Here is a 15,420-nt window from a genome sequence, read left to right on the forward strand (position 1 = left end):
GCCGGGGTCGTCGGAGGCGCATGCCGAGTTTTGATGTCATCGTGATCGGCTGCGGCGCGGTCGGCAGCGCCGCGCTGCTGCATCTCGCCAAATCCGGCAAGCGCGTGCTGGGCATCGACCGCTTCCAGCCGCCGCATCCATTCGGCTCGACCCATGGCGAGACCCGCATCACCCGCGCGGCGATCGGCGAAGGCGTCGACTACACGCCGCTGGCGCAGCGCTCGCATGTGCTGTGGCGCGAACTGGAGCGCGAGACCGGGGCGCATCTGTTCGAGCAATGCGGCTGCCTGTTCATTCCGGCCCGCGATGGCGGCGAGGTCCACGGCGTCTCGAGCGCGCAGTTCTTCGCCAATATCGAGACCGCGGCCCGGCTGCATGGCGTCGATGGCGAGATCCTGTCGTCGGAGCGACTGCGCGCGGACTTTCCGGGCTTCGCCACTTTGCCCGGCGATCGCGCCTTCCTCGACCGCGAGGGCGGCTATCTCCTGGTCGAGGACTGCGTGCGCGCCGAGCTTGCGGTCGCCGTGCAGCTTGGCGCGAAGTTGCTGTTCGGCCGCCAAGTCAAATGGTTTCGCCGCGCCATGGGTTCGCTCGTGGTGATGACTGACGACGGTACAGCCGCATCGGCCACGACGCTGATTGTCACGACAGGGCCATGGATCACCGAGTTGATCACGCCGCTGCAGCGGCGCGTGAACGTCACGCGGCAGGTGCTGTACTGGTTCGAAATCCTTGCCAATCCCGAGCGCTTCGGCCCGAACGCGCCGGTCTTCATCTGGGACGTCAGCGGGCGCGAGCGCGCCGCATCCGACATCTACGGCTTTCCCTGGCTCGGATCGCCGGACAACGGCGTCAAGATCGCCAACGAAGTGCTGACCGGCGAGACCGATCCCGACAACGTGTCCCGCGAGGTGACGGCGGCCGAGATCGAAGCGGCCTATGAAACCTATGTCCGGCCGTTCGTGCCGGATCTCGGCCCGCGCTGCCTGCGCAGCGCGGTCTGCCTCTACACCAATGCGCCCGGCGGCCGCTTCATCATCGATCGCGATCCCGGCGATGAGAACGTCATCTACGCCTCGCCCTGCTCCGGCCACGGCTTCAAGCATTCGCCCGCCGTCGGCGAGGCGCTCGCGGCGATGGCCCGGGGCGAGACGCCGCGCGTCGACCTCTCCGGCTTCACGCTGGACCGGCTGGCCGTCGCCGATCCAGCATAGCGGACGGCGCAACTACTTGCCGGACTGCAGCGCCGCCGTCTGCTTGGCCAGCCCGTCGTTGAACTGCGTCTCGAGCTTGTCGAGATAGGCGTTGAACTCACCCGGCTTGACGAAAGGGTTGGGCGCGCCGTCGGCGATCTTCGCCCGCTTGCCGGCCATGTCGTACATCTCCGGATGCGGCGCCAGCAGGATGTCGGGATGCGCGGTCCTGGCCCAGGCGAAGGTCTTCTTGTAGTCGTCGACGATGCCCGGATAGGTGGGACGGCCGACCAGCCGGTTCAGCGCCACGGTGGCGCTGCAGAAGAAGATCAGGCTGCGGGTGGCGTCGCCATCCTTCACGTCGGTCGTCCAGCTGGTGCAGCCCGGCGAATGGCCCGGCGTCTCATGCGCCGTCAACGTGACGCCGCCGAGCGTGACGGTGTCGCCCTCGCGCACGGCGCGGTCGACCTTGACCGGCGGGAAGCCGAGATAGCGCTCCTCCTCGCGGCCCGGATAGAAGCCGCCTTCCAGCAGCGGCACGTCCTTGGCGCCCGCCACCATCTGCGCCCCGGTTTCCTGCTTGATCTGCGCCAGCCCCCCGGTGTGGTCGATATGGGCGTGGGTGTTGAGGATGTATTTGATGTCGGCGACCTTGAAGCCGAGCTTGCCGATGCTGGCCTCGATCTGCGCGGTCGATTCCGGCATCACGGTATCGATCAGGATATGGCCCTGCGGCGTGGTGATCAGGTAGGAAGCGAGCCCGTTGGTGCCGACGTAGTAGACGTTGTCGATCACCTTGAACGGCTCGGTCGGCTTATTCCACGCCGCGACCATCTGCTTCATCAGGTCCGGCAGCGATTGCGCTGCAGCGGAGCCGGCGGCCAGCGACAATGTCGCCGCGAGCAGCATCATTCTTTTCATTCCGGCCTCCCGATGTATTGGTGTTATGAAATCGTTTTATGTCATTGCGACCGCGGCGGGGCAATCGCGCTTCGTCCCGCGGCCCCTGCATCACACGTGACCCTGCCATGAGCCGTCTCTCCCGCTTCGCCCTTGTCTGCCTGCTGACCGGCGCCGCCGTTGCAAGCATCGTCGGCCCGCCAGCATCGGCCGAGGACGAGCCGATAGCGTTGCGCATCCTCGCCATCAACGACTTCCACGGCAATCTGGAGCCGCCCTCTTCCGGCATCCGCGTCGCCGATCCCGCCGATCCAACCAAGACCACCGTTGTTCCAGCCGGCGGCGCCGAGCACATGGCGAGCCTCGTCAAGCTGCTCGCCGACGGCCAGCCCAACACGATCTTCGTCGCAGCCGGCGACCTGATCGGTGCGAGCCCGTTCCTGTCGGCGATGTTCCACGACGAGCCGACCATCGAATCGATGTCGCAGATGGGGCTCGCCCTGTCGGCGGTCGGCAATCACGAGTTCGATGAGGGCAAGGCCGAGTTGCTGCGGATGCAGAACGGCGGCTGTCATCCGACCGACGGCTGCCGCGGGCCGCAGCCGTTCACCGGTGCCAAATTCCACTATCTCGCGGCGTCGACGTTCCTCGCCGGCACCGACAAGACGGTGTTTCCGCCCTATGAGATCCGCACCTTCGAGGACGTCCCGGTCGCCTTCATCGGGCTGACGCTGAAAGGGACCGCGGGCATCATCTCGCCGGCGAGCGCGGCCGGCCTCGACTTCCGCAACGAGGCCGAGAGCGTCAACGCGCTGATCCCGGAATTGAAGGCCAAGGGCGTGCAGGCGATCGTCGTGCTGATCCACGAGGGCGGCTGGCCGTCCGGTGGCATGAACGAATGTCCCGGGCTGTCGGGGCCGATCGTCGACATCGTCAAGGAGCTCGACAGCGCGGTCGACATCGTCATCTCCGGCCATACCCATCAGGCCTATGTCTGCACCATCGACAAGCGGCTCGTCACCTCGGGCGACAAGTTCGGCACGCTGGTGACCGCGATCGACGTCAAGCTCGACCGCACCACGCGCGACGTGATCAGCGCCACCGCGACGAACGTCGTCGTCGATACCACCTTGCCGAAGGATCCGGCGCAGACCGCGCTGATCGACGCCTATGAGAAGCTCGCGGCGCCCTACGCCAATCGCCCCGCCGGCGTGCTCACCGCGACGCTGTCGCGGCTGCCGAACGCCTCCGGCGAGAGCGTGCTCGGCGACGTCATCGCCGATGCCCAGCTCGCAGCGACAGCCGCGGCGGACAAGGGAAGCGCGGTCGTCGCGATGACCAATCCCGGCGGTATCCGGACAGATCTCGTTCGTCGAGACGACGGCGCGGTGACCTATGCCGACGTGTTCGCGAGCCAGCCGTTTCGCAACCAGCTGATGACGGTCACCCTGACCGGCGCCGAGATCAAGGCCGCGCTGGAGCAGCAATGGCTCGACCCGGCGCGGCCGCGCATCCTGCAGGTCTCCAGCGGTTTCTCCTATGCCTTCGATGCGAAACAGTCCGCGGGCGCGCGGATCGATGCTGCCAGCATGATGCTCGAGGGCAAGGCCATCGATCCCGCCGCGTCCTACCGGGTCACCATCAACAACTACCTCGCGCTCGGCGGCGACGGCTTCACCGCGTTCAAGAGCGGCCGCGATCCGATCACGGGACCCTATGACGACGAGGCGCTGTTCGCCTATCTCAAGGCCAACAGCCCGCTGACCCCGCCGCCGCGCGGCCGTATCGTCAACAAGGCTTCGTGACGCCTGCCGCGCCGGGCGGAAAGCCGGTCATATCGCCCGCGGGGCTCTTTCCGAGGCTGCGTTCAGCGCATAGATTGGGCCCTCCCGCAACGCGCGAGTGGCAGAGCCCTGATGTCGACGCTGTATCTCTCTCATGAAGCCTGCCTCGATCACGCCACGCCATCCGGCCACCCCGAGCGCGCGGACCGCCTGCGCGCCGTCGAGGAGGCGCTGACCGAGGAGCGCTTCGCCCTGCTCGATCGCGACGAGGCCCCGGAGGCCGACATCGAGCTGGCCCTGCTCTGCCACAACGAGCACTACGTCACCGAGCTGCGCCACATGGCCCCGACCTCGGGCATCATCTATCTCGACGGCGATACCTCGATGTCGCCGGGCACCTGGGAGGCCGTGATGCGCGGCGTCGGCGGCGCCGTCGCGGCGACGGAGTCGGTGATGTCGGGCCGCCACCGCAACGCCTTCGTGGCGGTGCGCCCGCCCGGGCATCATGCCGAGATCGCCAAGCCGATGGGCTTCTGCTTCTTCGACAATGTCGCGATCGCCGCCCGCTACGCCCAGCGCACCTTCGGCATCGAGCGTGCCGCCATCGTCGACTTCGACGTCCACCATGGCAACGGCACCCAGGACATCTTCTGGGCCGACAGGAGCGTGATGTACTGCTCGACCCATCAGATGCCGCTGTTCCCGGGCACCGGCGCCCGCGGCGAGCGCGGCGAGCACGACACTATCGTCAACGCACCGCTGGCCTCCGAGGACGGCAGCCTCGAGTTCCGCTCCGCCTTCGAGAACCTGATCCTGCCGCAGCTCACCAAGTTCAGCCCCGAGCTCGTGATCATCTCGGCCGGCTTCGACGCCCACTATCGCGACCCGCTGGCGTCGCTCAACCTGCGGGCGGAGGATTTCGGCTGGGTCACCCGCAAGCTGATGGAGCTCGCCGACAAGACCGCCGGCGGCCGCGTCGTCTCTGTCCTGGAGGGCGGCTATGACCTTCAGGGGCTTAAGGAATCCGTCGCGGCCCACGTTGCGGCGCTGACCGGGGCGTAATCCCCAGGTTCCAGCCGATCCACCCCGGCAGGGCCTGACAGGGCCGCGAGCGGGGTGTAAAAGCACGGCCCCGGAGTTGAGTGAGCTGCAGGGAACCCGCATGGCGGACAACACCGTAACCGACGTCAAGAAGCTGTCGTTCGAGCGCGCGATCGAGGAGCTGGAATCGATCGTGAAGCGCCTCGAGGACGGCAAGGTGCCGCTCGAGGAGTCGGTGGCGATCTATGAGCGCGGCGAGGCGCTGAAGCGGCGCTGCGAGGAGCTGCTGCGCCAGGCGGAGGCCCGGGTCGAGAAGATCACGACCGACGCCAGCGGCCATGCGGTGGGAACCGTGCCGCTCGACGTGCAATAGCAGCTTGCGGCCCACCGGCCGTCTCCGAGCGACAGTCCGGATTTATTTCGCTGGTTGTGGCCTGACGCGACACGCGGGCAAAGCGCCTCCCATTCGTGCAATTCAGCCGCGCATCGGTGCAACTGCATCGTCAATGGGCTTGGCCGCCAAGTGTCCCCCGGCGAAGTCTCCGCCACCGCGTTCACCGCTCGAGAGTCAGCGCGACGTCCTTCGTTTACCATGCGACACGATTGGATCCGGGCAGTTCGCCGTGGCGCCCCCCGATCCCACGATCGTGCCGTTCCGCGTCTGCGATCGTCCGGCCCGATCATGACAATGTGCTTGGCTCGCAGGTCTTCCGCGTCCGCTTCGTGACGATCCACGAAAGGCCGCACGCCTGCGACTTCTTCATGATCGTCTGCGGACCGATCCCCTGACGCGGACGCATGGCTCACCGTACCGCGGCGCGCGCAATCGCCGCATCGGCCGATTCTGCGGCGCGGGAAAAAGCCTGGACCGAGTTCGCGTCCCCGGTCTATTCCGGAGCGACGGCTGCCGTCGATTTGAGCAGAGCAATGGAACCTCCGGCACGCCGCCGCGGTTGAGACGTGGCGCAAAGGTACCGTTTGCGGGCTTGCCAACTCCCGCCGGGTTGGCTTTAAGACGCACTTTGGTGTAAAGCTTCTCGCAACTGCGGGTTTTTGGAAGTGTCCATCCTCTCCGGAGAGAGGAATCTAAGCGCTTGCAAGAGCTAGCAAAACTGACTTGGCTGAACGACTTGGCGATCTTGGGCGACTAACGAGGACGGCAAGGCCACCAAGAGTGACTTACATCACATAGATCGATCCCAAACCCGGCTAGTCTTCGGACTGCGGCTTCGATCCGCGCGGATGTGACCTTCAAGACCTCAGGTTTCGCCGCCCGTTACGATGAACCTCTCAGATGTCGGCCCTTGAACCCGACCTGCAAAATTGGAATGTCACCGTGACCACATTTAGTAAGACGCCGCTTCTCGACACCATCAAGACCCCGGAAGATCTGCGCCGGCTGAAGGTCGAGCAGGTCCGGCAGGTCGCCGACGAATTGCGCCAGGAGACCATCGACGCGGTCTCGGTGACCGGCGGCCATTTCGGCGCTGGTCTCGGCGTGGTCGAGCTGACCACGGCCATCCATTACGTGTTCGACACCCCGCGTGACCGCCTGATCTGGGACGTCGGCCACCAGGCCTACCCGCACAAGATCCTGACCGGACGCCGCGACCGCATCCGCACCTTGCGCACCGGCGGCGGCCTCTCCGGGTTCACCAAGCGCGCCGAGAGCGACTACGATCCGTTTGGCGCTGCGCACTCGTCGACCTCGATTTCCGCCGGCCTCGGCATGGCCGTTGCGCGCGACCTGTCGGGCGGCAAGAACAACGTGATCGCCGTGATCGGCGACGGTGCGATGTCCGCCGGCATGGCCTATGAGGCCATGAACAATGCCGGCGCGATGAACTCCCGCCTGATCGTGATCCTCAACGACAACGACATGTCGATCGCGCCGCCGGTCGGCGCCATGTCGGCCTATCTGTCGCGCCTGTACTCGGGCAAGACCTACCGGACGCTGCGAGATGCCGCCAAGCAGCTCGGCCAGCATCTGCCCAAGGTGATCGCCAACCGCGCCAGCCGCGTCGAGGAATATTCCCGCGGCTTCATGATGGACGGCGGCACGCTGTTCGAGGAGCTCGGCTTCTACTACGTCGGCCCGATCGACGGCCACAACCTCGACCATCTGCTCCCCGTCCTGAAGAACGTCCGCGACATGGAGACCGGCCCGATCCTGGTCCACGTCGTGACCCAGAAGGGCAAGGGCTACTCGCCCGCGGAAGCGGCGGCCGACAAATATCATGCGGTGGCCAAGTTCGACATCGCCACCGGCACCCAGGCGAAGGCCAAGCCGAACGCGCCGGCCTATCAGAACGTGTTCGGCCAGAGCCTGGTCAAGGAAGCCGAGAAGGACGACAAGATCGTCGGCATCACCGCCGCGATGCCCTCGGGCACCGGCATCGACATCTTCGCCAAGGCGTTCCCGAAGCGCACCTTCGACGTCGGCATCGCCGAGCAGCACGCCGTGACCTTCGCCGCCGGCCTCGCAGCAGAAGGCTTCAAGCCGTTCTGCGCGATCTACTCGACCTTCCTGCAGCGCGGCTACGACCAGATCGTCCACGACGTCTGCATCCAGAGCCTGCCGGTGCGCTTCGCCATCGACCGCGCCGGCCTGGTCGGCGCCGACGGCGCGACCCATGCCGGCTCCTTCGACAACGCCTATCTCGGCTGCCTGCCGAACATGGTGATCATGGCGGCCTCCGACGAGGCCGAGCTGGTGCACATGGTGGCGACCCAGGTCGCGATCAACGACCGGCCGAGCTCGGTGCGCTATCCGCGCGGCGAAGGCCGCGGCGTGGAAATGCCCGAGGTTGGCGTTCCGCTGCCGATCGGCAAGGGCCGCATGATCCGCCAGGGCAAGCAGGTCGCCCTGCTCTCGTTCGGCACCCGGCTTGCCGAGTGCGAGAAGGCCGCCGACGAGCTCGCCGCCCATGGCCTGTCCGCCTCGATCGCCGATGCGCGCTTCATGAAGCCGCTCGATGAGGAGCTGGTGATGAAGCTCGCCCGCGAGCACGACATCCTGATCACGATCGAGGAAGGCTCGATCGGCGGCTTCGGCTCGCACGTGATGCAGTATCTGTCCGACCAGGGCATGCTGGACGGCGGCCTGAAGATGCGTTCGATGGTGCTGCCCGACGAGTTCCAGGACCACGACACGCCGGCAGCGATGTACGCCCGCGCCGGGCTCGACGCCAAAGGCATCGTGCGCAAGGTGTTCGAGGCGCTCGGAAAGGATTACACGACCGAGTCGGTCAAGCTCGCCTGAGGCGAGCTTGCGTCCCGCAGTGGTGAGCCATGAAGATCTATCTGGCAGGTCCCGACGTGTTCCTGCCGGATGCCATTGAGATCGGCCGGCGGAAGGTCGCGATCTGCGACCGCCACGGCCTGATCGGCCTCTACCCCCTCGACAACAGCATCGACCTCGCCTCCTCCGACGCCTCGCGCCAGATCTTCCATGGCAACGAGGCGATGATGGACGACGCCGATGCCATCATCGCCAATCTCACACCGTTCCGCGGGCCCGGCGCCGATGCCGGCACGGTCTATGAGTTCGGCTACATGGCCGGCTCCGGCAAGCTGTGTCTCGGCTACTGCAACGACCCGGCCGTCTACGCCGATCGTGCCCGGCGCTTCACGGCGGTGACGGAGCAGGACGGCCGCCTGGTCGATGGCGAAGGCCTGACTGTCGAGGATTTCGGCCTGCCCGACAATCTCATGATGATCCACGCGCTCGAGCTACGCGGCGCCCCGCTCGTCGCTCCACGCGAACGCCCTGCGGACGTCTGGCATCATCTGGCAGCTTTCGAGACCTGCGTGAGATTGGCGGCGGAGCGGCTGGCGACGAGGACGGTTTGATCCCGGGCCCCTCCGAAGCCGCGAATACGCGCGAACAGCTTGCAACACCCGTCATTGCGAGCGAAGCGAAGCAATCCAGGGCTGCAAAGGAGGTCTGGATTGCTTCGTCGCTTCGCTCCTCGCAATGACGGAGTTCGAAATTCATTGCGTCGCCCTCATCTCACCTATCTCGCGATCCGGCCCATGACCCCTGCCCGCAAACGTGCTGACATCCTCCTCGTCGAACGCGGCCTGTTCGAGAGCCGCGCGCGGGCGCAGGCGGCGATCGAGGCGGGGCTCGTGTTCGCCAACGACAAGCAGGTGGGCAAAGCCTCGGAGAACATTCCCGCCGACGCCGTCCTGCAGGCCGAGCCGGCGCATCCCTGGGTGTCGCGTGGCGGCGTCAAGCTGGCGGCGGCGCTGGAGCATTATGGCATCGAGGTCGAAGACCATGTCTGCCTCGATGTCGGTGCCTCCACCGGCGGCTTCACCGAGGTCCTGCTGGCGAATGGCGCGGCGCTCGTGTTCGCGGTCGATGTCGGCCGCGACCAATTGCACCCATCATTGCGCAATCACCCGAAGATCATCTCGATGGAGCAGACCGACATCCGCAGCTACGACGGCAAGCGCCTGCCGCAGCGCCCCGACGTCGTCGTGATCGACTGCAGCTTCATCTCGCTCAAGGCGGTGCTGCCGGTCGCATTGTCGCTCGCGGCCTCGCCGATGAGCCTGCTGGCGCTGATCAAGCCGCAATTCGAGGCGCAGGGAAAGCACGGCAAGGGCGGCATCATCAAGGATGCAAGCGTGCATGCCGCCGTCTGCGACGACATTGCGGCCTTCGCCGCCTCGCTGGGCTGCAGCGACATCGAGATCTTCCCATCATCGATCAAGGGCGGCGACGGCAACGCCGAATTCTTCCTGGGAGCGCGCCGCCATGGTTGAGCGTCTCGTCATCGACCATGTCGGCCATCGCGGCGATGGCGTGTCGCTGTCATCGGGCGAGGCGCTGTACGTGCCCTACACGCTGGCCGGCGAGACCGTCGAGGCGGCCGTCGTGCCCGGGCATCCCGATCGCCGCAAGCTGCTCGCGGTGGAGGCGGCGAGCTCGGAGCGGATCGCGCCGTTCTGTGCGCATTTCGGCGTGTGCGGCGGCTGCGCCATCCAGCACTGGATGCCCGGGCCCTATCAGCAGTGGAAGCGCAACATCGTCGTCGAGACGCTACGGGCCGCCAAGGTCGATTGCGAAGTGGCCGATCTGATCGATGCCCACGGCGCCGGCCGGCGCCGCGCCACCTTCCACGCCCGGATGGGCACGCACGAGGTTCTCCGCGTCGGATTCTCGGCAGCCAACAGCCACGACATCGTGCCGATCGACCGCTGTCCGATCCTCGATCCTGCTCTGGACGGTGCGCTGGAAACCGCATGGGCGCTGGCGGAGGCGCTGAAGCCGACCGGCAAGCCGCTCGACATCCAGGCGACCGCGACCAGCAACGGCCTCGACATCGACATCCGCGGCTCCGGCCCGCTGCCGCCGCCGCGCATCGCGGCCCTGTCCCGCCTCGCCGAACAGCACCGGCTGGCGCGGCTGACGCGCCATGGCGAGCTGGTGCTGATGCGCAATGCACCCGTGGTCACGATGGGGACGGCACAGGTGACGCTGCCGCCCGGCTCGTTCCTGCAGGCCACCGTGCAAGGCGAGGAGACGCTGGCGCAATTGGTGATGGAGCGGATCGGCAAGGCCAAGCACGTCGCCGACCTGTTCTGCGGCGTCGGCCCGTTCGCGCTGCGGCTCGCCACGAGGGCGCGCGTCACCGCCATGGACAATGATGCCGGCGCGATCGCGGCGCTGCAAAGGGCGTCTGGCACGCCCGGCCTCAAGCCGATCAAGGCCGAGGCGCGCGACCTGTTCCGCCGCCCGCTGATGCCGCCGGAATTGCGCGACATCGACGCCGTCGTGTTCGATCCGCCGCGCCAGGGCGCTCAGGCGCAGGCCAGGCAACTCGCGGCCAGCAAGGTGCCGGTGATCGTCGCGGTGTCCTGCAACGTCACGACGTTCGCGCGGGATATGCGCATGCTGATCGACGGCGGCTACAAGCTCGAGACCGTGGTGCCGGTCGACCAGTTCCGCCACACCCCACATGTCGAGCTGGTGGCGAGGCTGGTGCGGTGAGCACCGTCAACGGATTTACGAGCGAGATCGGCTTTTTCGGGGAGCGCCAAGCGTTGCCCCTGCAATGACGCACGGAGCTCGCGCATCACGCTCGGTGCGCCCCCTCGCCCCGCTTGCGGGGCGAGGTCGACCGAGAACGCCGCTGACTATGAGCACGAACTCGTAGGCGATCGACCAGCGATGTCGCCTATCCGATGCGCTACCTCACCACGCTGACCTTCACCGGCGCGACGCCGGAGTTGACCATGCCGAGCGCCTGCGCGGCTGAGTAGGACACGTCGACCACCCGCCCCTGCACGAACGGTCCGCGATCGTTGACGCGCACCACCACGGAGCGGCCGGTCTTGACGTTGGTGACCTGCAGGCGGGTGCCGAACGGCAGGCTGCGATGCGCGGCCGTCAGCTCGGAGGGATTGAAGCGCTCGCCGCTCGCGGTCTTCTGGCCTTCCGAATAGTAGCTGGCGAGACCGGACGCTCCGGAGTGCGCCGGCGGCGGGCTGGGCTCGGCCCGCCGGACGCGCACCACTGACTCCGGCGCCTTCTCCGCGCGCTGCACCTGCGGCCGAAATTCGGCTCCGGCTTGCTTCGTCGGCGCCGCCCAGCGCGCCTGCCGGACCGCCGATGATTGCGCGCAGGCTGCGAGCGAAGCCGCCGCCGCACACACCAGCGCTGCCCTGAGAAGTTGGCAAGCGAGCCCTGCACGCGGACCTTGGATGACTGACGAGCGCCTGACGCGCTGCGCGGGACGTGCTGTCCGGTCGATGATACGCATGTTCTGTGCGCCTCCGCCTCAACCCGCTCATGGTCGCGGCCCAATCGCGGCGGCACGGTGGCAAAGGGAAACTTGCGGGAGATGCAACCCCTGGTTTTTGGGAGATTGTGGCTTAATGGCAACAGATCAGCCTGAACAGCGGCCTTGTGGAGTTTTTCCACGCAAGAACTTCATACTGTCATCCTGGGAGAACACGTGAATGCCTGACCCGCTGCTGACCCGCATCGTCGGCGAACTTGCCGATGTCCCGGGACTGCGCGCCATCGCGCTCGGTGGATCACGTGCGCGCGGCACCGCGCAGGCGGGCTCGGACTACGACGTCGGGCTCTACATCGCATCCAGGCACGATCTCGACACCGACGTGCTGCGCGAAGCAGTGCGGCGGCTCGTCGACGACCCGCAAACGCTCGAACTGACGGCGGTCGGCGGCTGGGGACAGTGGATCGTCGGCGGCGGCTGGCTCAGAATCGACGGGCACAAGGTCGACCTGCTCTATCGCGAGATCGATGCGGTCGGCGGCGTGATCGACGACTGCCGGAAAGGGCGGATCGAGATGCACTACCAGCCAGGCCATCCGCATGGCTTCGTCTCGGCGATCTGGATGGGCGAGGTCGCGCTCTGCCGCCCGCTGCACGATCCCGCGCAACTGCTGGCGGGGCTGAAGTCGCGCTGCACGCCCTATCCGCGCCGCCTGCGCGACGCGATTATTGCGCGCTTCCAGTGGGAGATCGCATTCAGCATCGATAATGCCGAGTTGGCTGTCGGGCGTGGCGACCATACCCACGTCGCGGGCTGCGCCTATCGCGCCCTCGCCTGCCTTGCGCAGGTGCTGTTTGCGGTCAACGGGCGCTACCTGATCAACGAGAAGGGTGCGCTCAATGAGGCCGCGACGTTTGGACTGGCACTCGCCGATCTGACGGCGCGCGTGGAGCTCATCTGGCAATCGATCGGCAATGGCGAATTCGGTGCGGCGCTCCGCAGCCTGCGGGAGGTCGAGGCCGAATTGAAACAGGCGTTGGTCCATGCTGCGACGGCCGGCTGAGATCGGCGCCTTACCAATCAAGTCTCCCCGCGCGCGCGTCTGCTCGGCAGCCCGGGCCTGCGGGTCACCGCCCCCAGCGGTCCTGCCAGATCTTCTCGCCGATCGTGCAGGACACGCGCGGCTCCTTGTCGGCATCGTCGGCGACCGGCACGATGCGCGGCGGCGGTGCGCGTCCGGCAACCTCCATCAGCAGCTTGGTGCGGATGGCTTCCTTGAATTCGTCGCGGCTCTTGATCGTGACCACGAACGAGCCGTGGCCGCCGGTCACGCAATCCTTGTAATAGAGATCGAGGTTCTCGATATCCATGGTCGAATAGGACGGCTCCTTGACCATGATCGGCAGGCCGTTGATCGTGATGCCCTTGTCGACGGCCTCGTCGCGCGCGATCGTCACCGGTGAGGGACCATTGTTGTTGGGCCCGTCGCCGGAGATGTCGATGACGCGGCGCAGTCCGCGGTAGGGATTCTCATCGAACAGCGGTATGGCGAAGTAGATCGCGCCCGAGATCGAGGTGCGCGACGCCCGGCGGATCGGCGTCTTCATGATCTCGGCGGCGACGGCGTCGGCACTTTCCGGTCCGTCGATCAGGCGCCATGGAATGATGATCTTCTGGTCGCTCGAGGCCGCCCATTCGAAATAGGTCACGGCGATCCGGCCATGCACGCCGCTCTTCAGCGCCTGCAGGAACTCGCGCGAGCTGAGCGCCTGGGCGTAGCCTTCGCGCTGGATCGCCAGCTCGTCCAGATCCATCGAGTAGGACACGTCGACGGCGAGGATCAGCTCGACGTCGACGGACGCTTCCTTCTCGCTCAGCTGCGCCGGCTGGGCCCTCGGCGCGGCCACGACGCTGGCGACGTCGCCGCCGGCCAAGGCGCCCGCCAGACTCGCCACCCCGATCGAGATCCACCAGCGCATGAGCTGCCCTCCAATCGCGTCTGATGATGGTGACATGCAATCCGCAGAGCGCAAAGCGGGAACGCACACATCCATTCACATTCCGGTTAGTCCCCTGGGGTTTGCCCGGATGTCAGGCAGCCGCGTGCGCCCATCGCGCGAGGCATGCAGCCCGTGGTTTCCCGGAGCGGCCGAAGCCTGTATCGTGGCGTGACTGCCGCATCAGGAACACAGGCGCGCCCTTAGAATGAACGATGCCGTCACCAAACCCAAGACGAAGGTACGCACCAAGACCGAGCGTCCGCGGCTCTACAAGGTGATCCTCGTCAACGACGACTTCACGCCGCGCGATTTCGTGGTGATGATCCTGAAGGCGGAATTCCGCATGACCGAGGACCAAGCCTACAAGGTGATGATCACGGCCCATAAGCTCGGCGTCTGCGTGGTGGCCGTGTTCACCAAGGACATCGCCGAGACCAAGGCGACGCGCGCGACCGATGCCGGCCGCGCCAAGGGCTATCCGCTGCTGTTCACTACCGAGCCTGAGACCTAGAGCATGATCTTTCGGAAAACCGGTTTCCACCTTTCCGGATCGTGCTTCAGGCCGGAGAACTAATCCTCTTCGCGAAGCCCGAACACGCGCTGCTCCGTCGCAAGGCCCGCGATCGGGAACGCGCCGAGATCGGTCCATGGTTCGGCACAGGCTCCGGCGAAAGTCTCCGAGGCGACCACGGTGCGCCTCAGCCGCGCGGCGATCTTCTCCAGCCGGGCCGCAAGATTGACGGCCGGACCGATGCAGGTGAAATCGAGCCGGTTGCCGCCGCCGATGTTGCCATAGAGCAGCCGTCCGACATGCAGCGCGACGCCGAAGCGGAAGCGTTCCCCGGTGCCGCCGGCCGCGTATTCGAGCGCATCGACGCGGGCCCGCGAGGCGCGCGCCGCCGCAAGGACGCGGGCGCAGACCTCGGTCGGATCGCCGCCCTGCTCGCGAAACGGAAACACGGCGAGCAGGCCGTCGCCCATGAACTTCAGCACCTCGCCGCCCTGCTCGCGGATCGGATCGACCTGGCAGTCGAAATAGTGGTTGAGGATCGCCACCACGTCCTCAGCCGGCAGGCGATCGGACAAGGGCGTGAAGCCGCGCAGATCCGACAGCCAGATCGCCGCATCCAGCGTATCGGTGTGGCCGCGGCGGATCTGGCCGCCCAGAATACGCTCTCCGGCGCTATTGCCGACATAGGTGTCGAGCAGCATCGAGGCCGTACGTCGAAGCGTGACGATCTCGGTGTAGCGCGCCAAAGCCGGCATCAGCGAGCGAATCGCATTCAGATGCGCGTCGGTGAAGCCTGTTGGAGATTTGGTGGTCCAACTCGACGCGTGGACCGCACGGTCGATGAAGGTCAAAGGTAGAGTGAAATAGTCTGTCACGCCTTCGGCCCGCAGATCCATCAGGATCGGAAAGAGCTCGGCTTCCCGATCGCGAGGATCGGCCCTGAACTCGGTCCCCTGCTCGAACACGCGCGCAAGCGGGCTGTCCCTGTAGGCCGGCGTGCTCTCGAAGCCGAAATCGACCGAGCCCATCTCGACCTCCGCCCCCTGGCGCCAGATGAAGCTGCGGCCGGCGATATCAGGATGAAGGGTGCGGACGAACACGCCCACGCGCCACAGCGGCACGCCGAGCCCGACCAGACGATCGCAGCATTCGGACATCATCTGGCTCGGCGTCGCCGCGGAGCGCGCGCCGTCGACCAGCCAGTCCTTGATGTCCCGCAGCTTGGAAGCGTCCATGGGA

The 15,420-nt window shown here is 66.5% G+C and carries 14 protein-coding genes; 10 read left to right on the forward strand and 4 right to left on the reverse strand.

The window, feature by feature from the left end; all coding sequences use genetic code 11:
• Positions 1-20 precede the first annotated feature (20 nt).
• Positions 21-1,214 (forward strand): N-methyl-L-tryptophan oxidase, encoded by a 1,194-nt coding sequence (gene solA / locus QW861_RS18525; RefSeq protein WP_316193373.1) that lies wholly within the window; start codon positions 21-23, stop codon positions 1,212-1,214.
• A gap of 12 nt (positions 1,215-1,226) precedes the next feature.
• On the opposite strand, the gene bla is transcribed toward solA, so the two are convergent.
• Positions 1,227-2,114: a subclass B3 metallo-beta-lactamase gene (gene bla, locus QW861_RS18530; RefSeq protein WP_315828088.1), complete on the reverse strand. Its 888-nt coding sequence runs from the start codon at positions 2,112-2,114 to the stop codon at positions 1,227-1,229.
• Between the two features lie 107 nt (positions 2,115-2,221).
• Here bla and QW861_RS18535 point away from each other — a divergent pair, with 107 nt between their 5' ends.
• From QW861_RS18535 to QW861_RS18565, 7 genes are all read left to right on the forward strand, one after another.
• Positions 2,222-3,898: a bifunctional metallophosphatase/5'-nucleotidase gene (locus QW861_RS18535; protein ID WP_316193374.1), complete on the forward strand. Its 1,677-nt coding sequence runs from the start codon at positions 2,222-2,224 to the stop codon at positions 3,896-3,898.
• 111 nt (positions 3,899-4,009) lie between these two features.
• Positions 4,010-4,939: a histone deacetylase family protein gene (locus tag QW861_RS18540; RefSeq protein WP_316193375.1), complete on the forward strand. Its 930-nt coding sequence runs from the start codon at positions 4,010-4,012 to the stop codon at positions 4,937-4,939.
• A 100-nt stretch (positions 4,940-5,039) separates the two neighbouring features.
• A complete protein-coding gene (locus QW861_RS18545; RefSeq protein ID WP_315715544.1) occupies positions 5,040-5,291 on the forward strand; it encodes an exodeoxyribonuclease VII small subunit in 252 nt (83 codons plus the stop codon).
• 963 nt (positions 5,292-6,254) lie between these two features.
• Positions 6,255-8,180, forward strand: coding sequence for a 1-deoxy-D-xylulose-5-phosphate synthase (gene dxs / locus QW861_RS18550; protein WP_315715543.1), 1,926 nt, complete (start codon positions 6,255-6,257; stop codon positions 8,178-8,180).
• Positions 8,181-8,209: 29 nt separating this feature from the next.
• Positions 8,210-8,770, forward strand: coding sequence for a nucleoside 2-deoxyribosyltransferase (locus QW861_RS18555; RefSeq protein WP_315715542.1), 561 nt, complete (start codon positions 8,210-8,212; stop codon positions 8,768-8,770).
• 183 nt (positions 8,771-8,953) lie between these two features.
• Positions 8,954-9,691, forward strand: coding sequence for a TlyA family RNA methyltransferase (locus QW861_RS18560; RefSeq protein ID WP_315715541.1), 738 nt, complete (start codon positions 8,954-8,956; stop codon positions 9,689-9,691).
• Positions 9,684-10,919 carry a class I SAM-dependent RNA methyltransferase gene (locus tag QW861_RS18565; protein ID WP_315752055.1) on the forward strand — a complete coding sequence of 412 codons (1,236 nt, stop codon included), beginning with the start codon at positions 9,684-9,686 and terminating at the stop codon, positions 10,917-10,919. Before QW861_RS18560 ends, QW861_RS18565 begins: the two co-directional genes overlap by 8 nt.
• A gap of 199 nt (positions 10,920-11,118) precedes the next feature.
• Here the strand turns inward: QW861_RS18565 and QW861_RS18570 are convergent, their stop codons facing one another.
• Positions 11,119-11,691 carry a septal ring lytic transglycosylase RlpA family protein gene (locus QW861_RS18570; RefSeq protein WP_315752056.1) on the reverse strand — a complete coding sequence of 191 codons (573 nt, stop codon included), beginning with the start codon at positions 11,689-11,691 and terminating at the stop codon, positions 11,119-11,121.
• Between the two features lie 199 nt (positions 11,692-11,890).
• Between QW861_RS18570 and QW861_RS18575 the strand changes: the two genes are divergently transcribed.
• On the forward strand, positions 11,891-12,733 hold the full coding sequence (locus QW861_RS18575) for a nucleotidyltransferase domain-containing protein (RefSeq protein WP_315752057.1): 843 nt from the start codon (positions 11,891-11,893) through the stop codon (positions 12,731-12,733).
• Between the two features lie 64 nt (positions 12,734-12,797).
• Here the strand turns inward: QW861_RS18575 and QW861_RS18580 are convergent, their stop codons facing one another.
• Complete coding sequence (locus QW861_RS18580; RefSeq protein ID WP_315752058.1) at positions 12,798-13,649, reverse strand: DUF1194 domain-containing protein; 852 nt, start codon at positions 13,647-13,649, stop codon at positions 12,798-12,800.
• Positions 13,650-13,875: 226 nt separating this feature from the next.
• Here QW861_RS18580 and clpS point away from each other — a divergent pair, with 226 nt between their 5' ends.
• The gene (gene clpS, locus QW861_RS18585) at positions 13,876-14,181 is read left to right on the forward strand and encodes an ATP-dependent Clp protease adapter ClpS (RefSeq protein WP_315752059.1); all 306 of its coding nucleotides are present in this window, start codon (positions 13,876-13,878) and stop codon (positions 14,179-14,181) included.
• Positions 14,182-14,240: 59 nt separating this feature from the next.
• Here clpS and QW861_RS18590 read toward each other — a convergent pair whose 3' ends face one another.
• Positions 14,241-15,416, reverse strand: a complete 1,176-nt coding sequence (locus QW861_RS18590; protein ID WP_315752060.1) for an adenylate/guanylate cyclase domain-containing protein — start codon at positions 15,414-15,416, stop codon at positions 14,241-14,243.
• Between the last annotated feature and the right edge of the window lie 4 nt (positions 15,417-15,420).

It is taken from the genome of Bradyrhizobium sp. SZCCHNRI1029 (assembly GCF_032487555.1).
Lineage (GTDB): Bacteria > Pseudomonadota > Alphaproteobacteria > Rhizobiales > Xanthobacteraceae > Bradyrhizobium.

Bases quoted from the DNA above. Each gene is read 5' to 3' on its own strand.
- QW861_RS18560 (WP_315715541.1), top strand. From the start codon at position 8,954: ATGACCCCTGCCCGCAAACGTGCTGACATCCTCCTCGTCGAACGCGGC.
- QW861_RS18535 (WP_316193374.1), top strand. From the start codon at position 2,222: ATGAGCCGTCTCTCCCGCTTCGCCCTTGTCTGCCTGCTGACCGGCGCC.
- QW861_RS18580 (WP_315752058.1), bottom strand. From the start codon at position 13,649: ATGCGCTGGTGGATCTCGATCGGGGTGGCGAGTCTGGCGGGCGCCTTG.
- QW861_RS18540 (WP_316193375.1), top strand. From the start codon at position 4,010: ATGTCGACGCTGTATCTCTCTCATGAAGCCTGCCTCGATCACGCCACG.
- QW861_RS18590 (WP_315752060.1), bottom strand. From the start codon at position 15,416: ATGGACGCTTCCAAGCTGCGGGACATCAAGGACTGGCTGGTCGACGGC.
- QW861_RS18570 (WP_315752056.1), bottom strand. From the start codon at position 11,691: ATGCGTATCATCGACCGGACAGCACGTCCCGCGCAGCGCGTCAGGCGC.
- QW861_RS18555 (WP_315715542.1), top strand. From the start codon at position 8,210: ATGAAGATCTATCTGGCAGGTCCCGACGTGTTCCTGCCGGATGCCATT.
- bla (WP_315828088.1), bottom strand. From the start codon at position 2,114: ATGAAAAGAATGATGCTGCTCGCGGCGACATTGTCGCTGGCCGCCGGC.
- clpS (WP_315752059.1), top strand. From the start codon at position 13,876: ATGAACGATGCCGTCACCAAACCCAAGACGAAGGTACGCACCAAGACC.
- QW861_RS18575 (WP_315752057.1), top strand. From the start codon at position 11,891: ATGCCTGACCCGCTGCTGACCCGCATCGTCGGCGAACTTGCCGATGTC.
- solA (WP_316193373.1), top strand. From the start codon at position 21: ATGCCGAGTTTTGATGTCATCGTGATCGGCTGCGGCGCGGTCGGCAGC.
- QW861_RS18565 (WP_315752055.1), top strand. From the start codon at position 9,684: ATGGTTGAGCGTCTCGTCATCGACCATGTCGGCCATCGCGGCGATGGC.
- QW861_RS18545 (WP_315715544.1), top strand. From the start codon at position 5,040: ATGGCGGACAACACCGTAACCGACGTCAAGAAGCTGTCGTTCGAGCGC.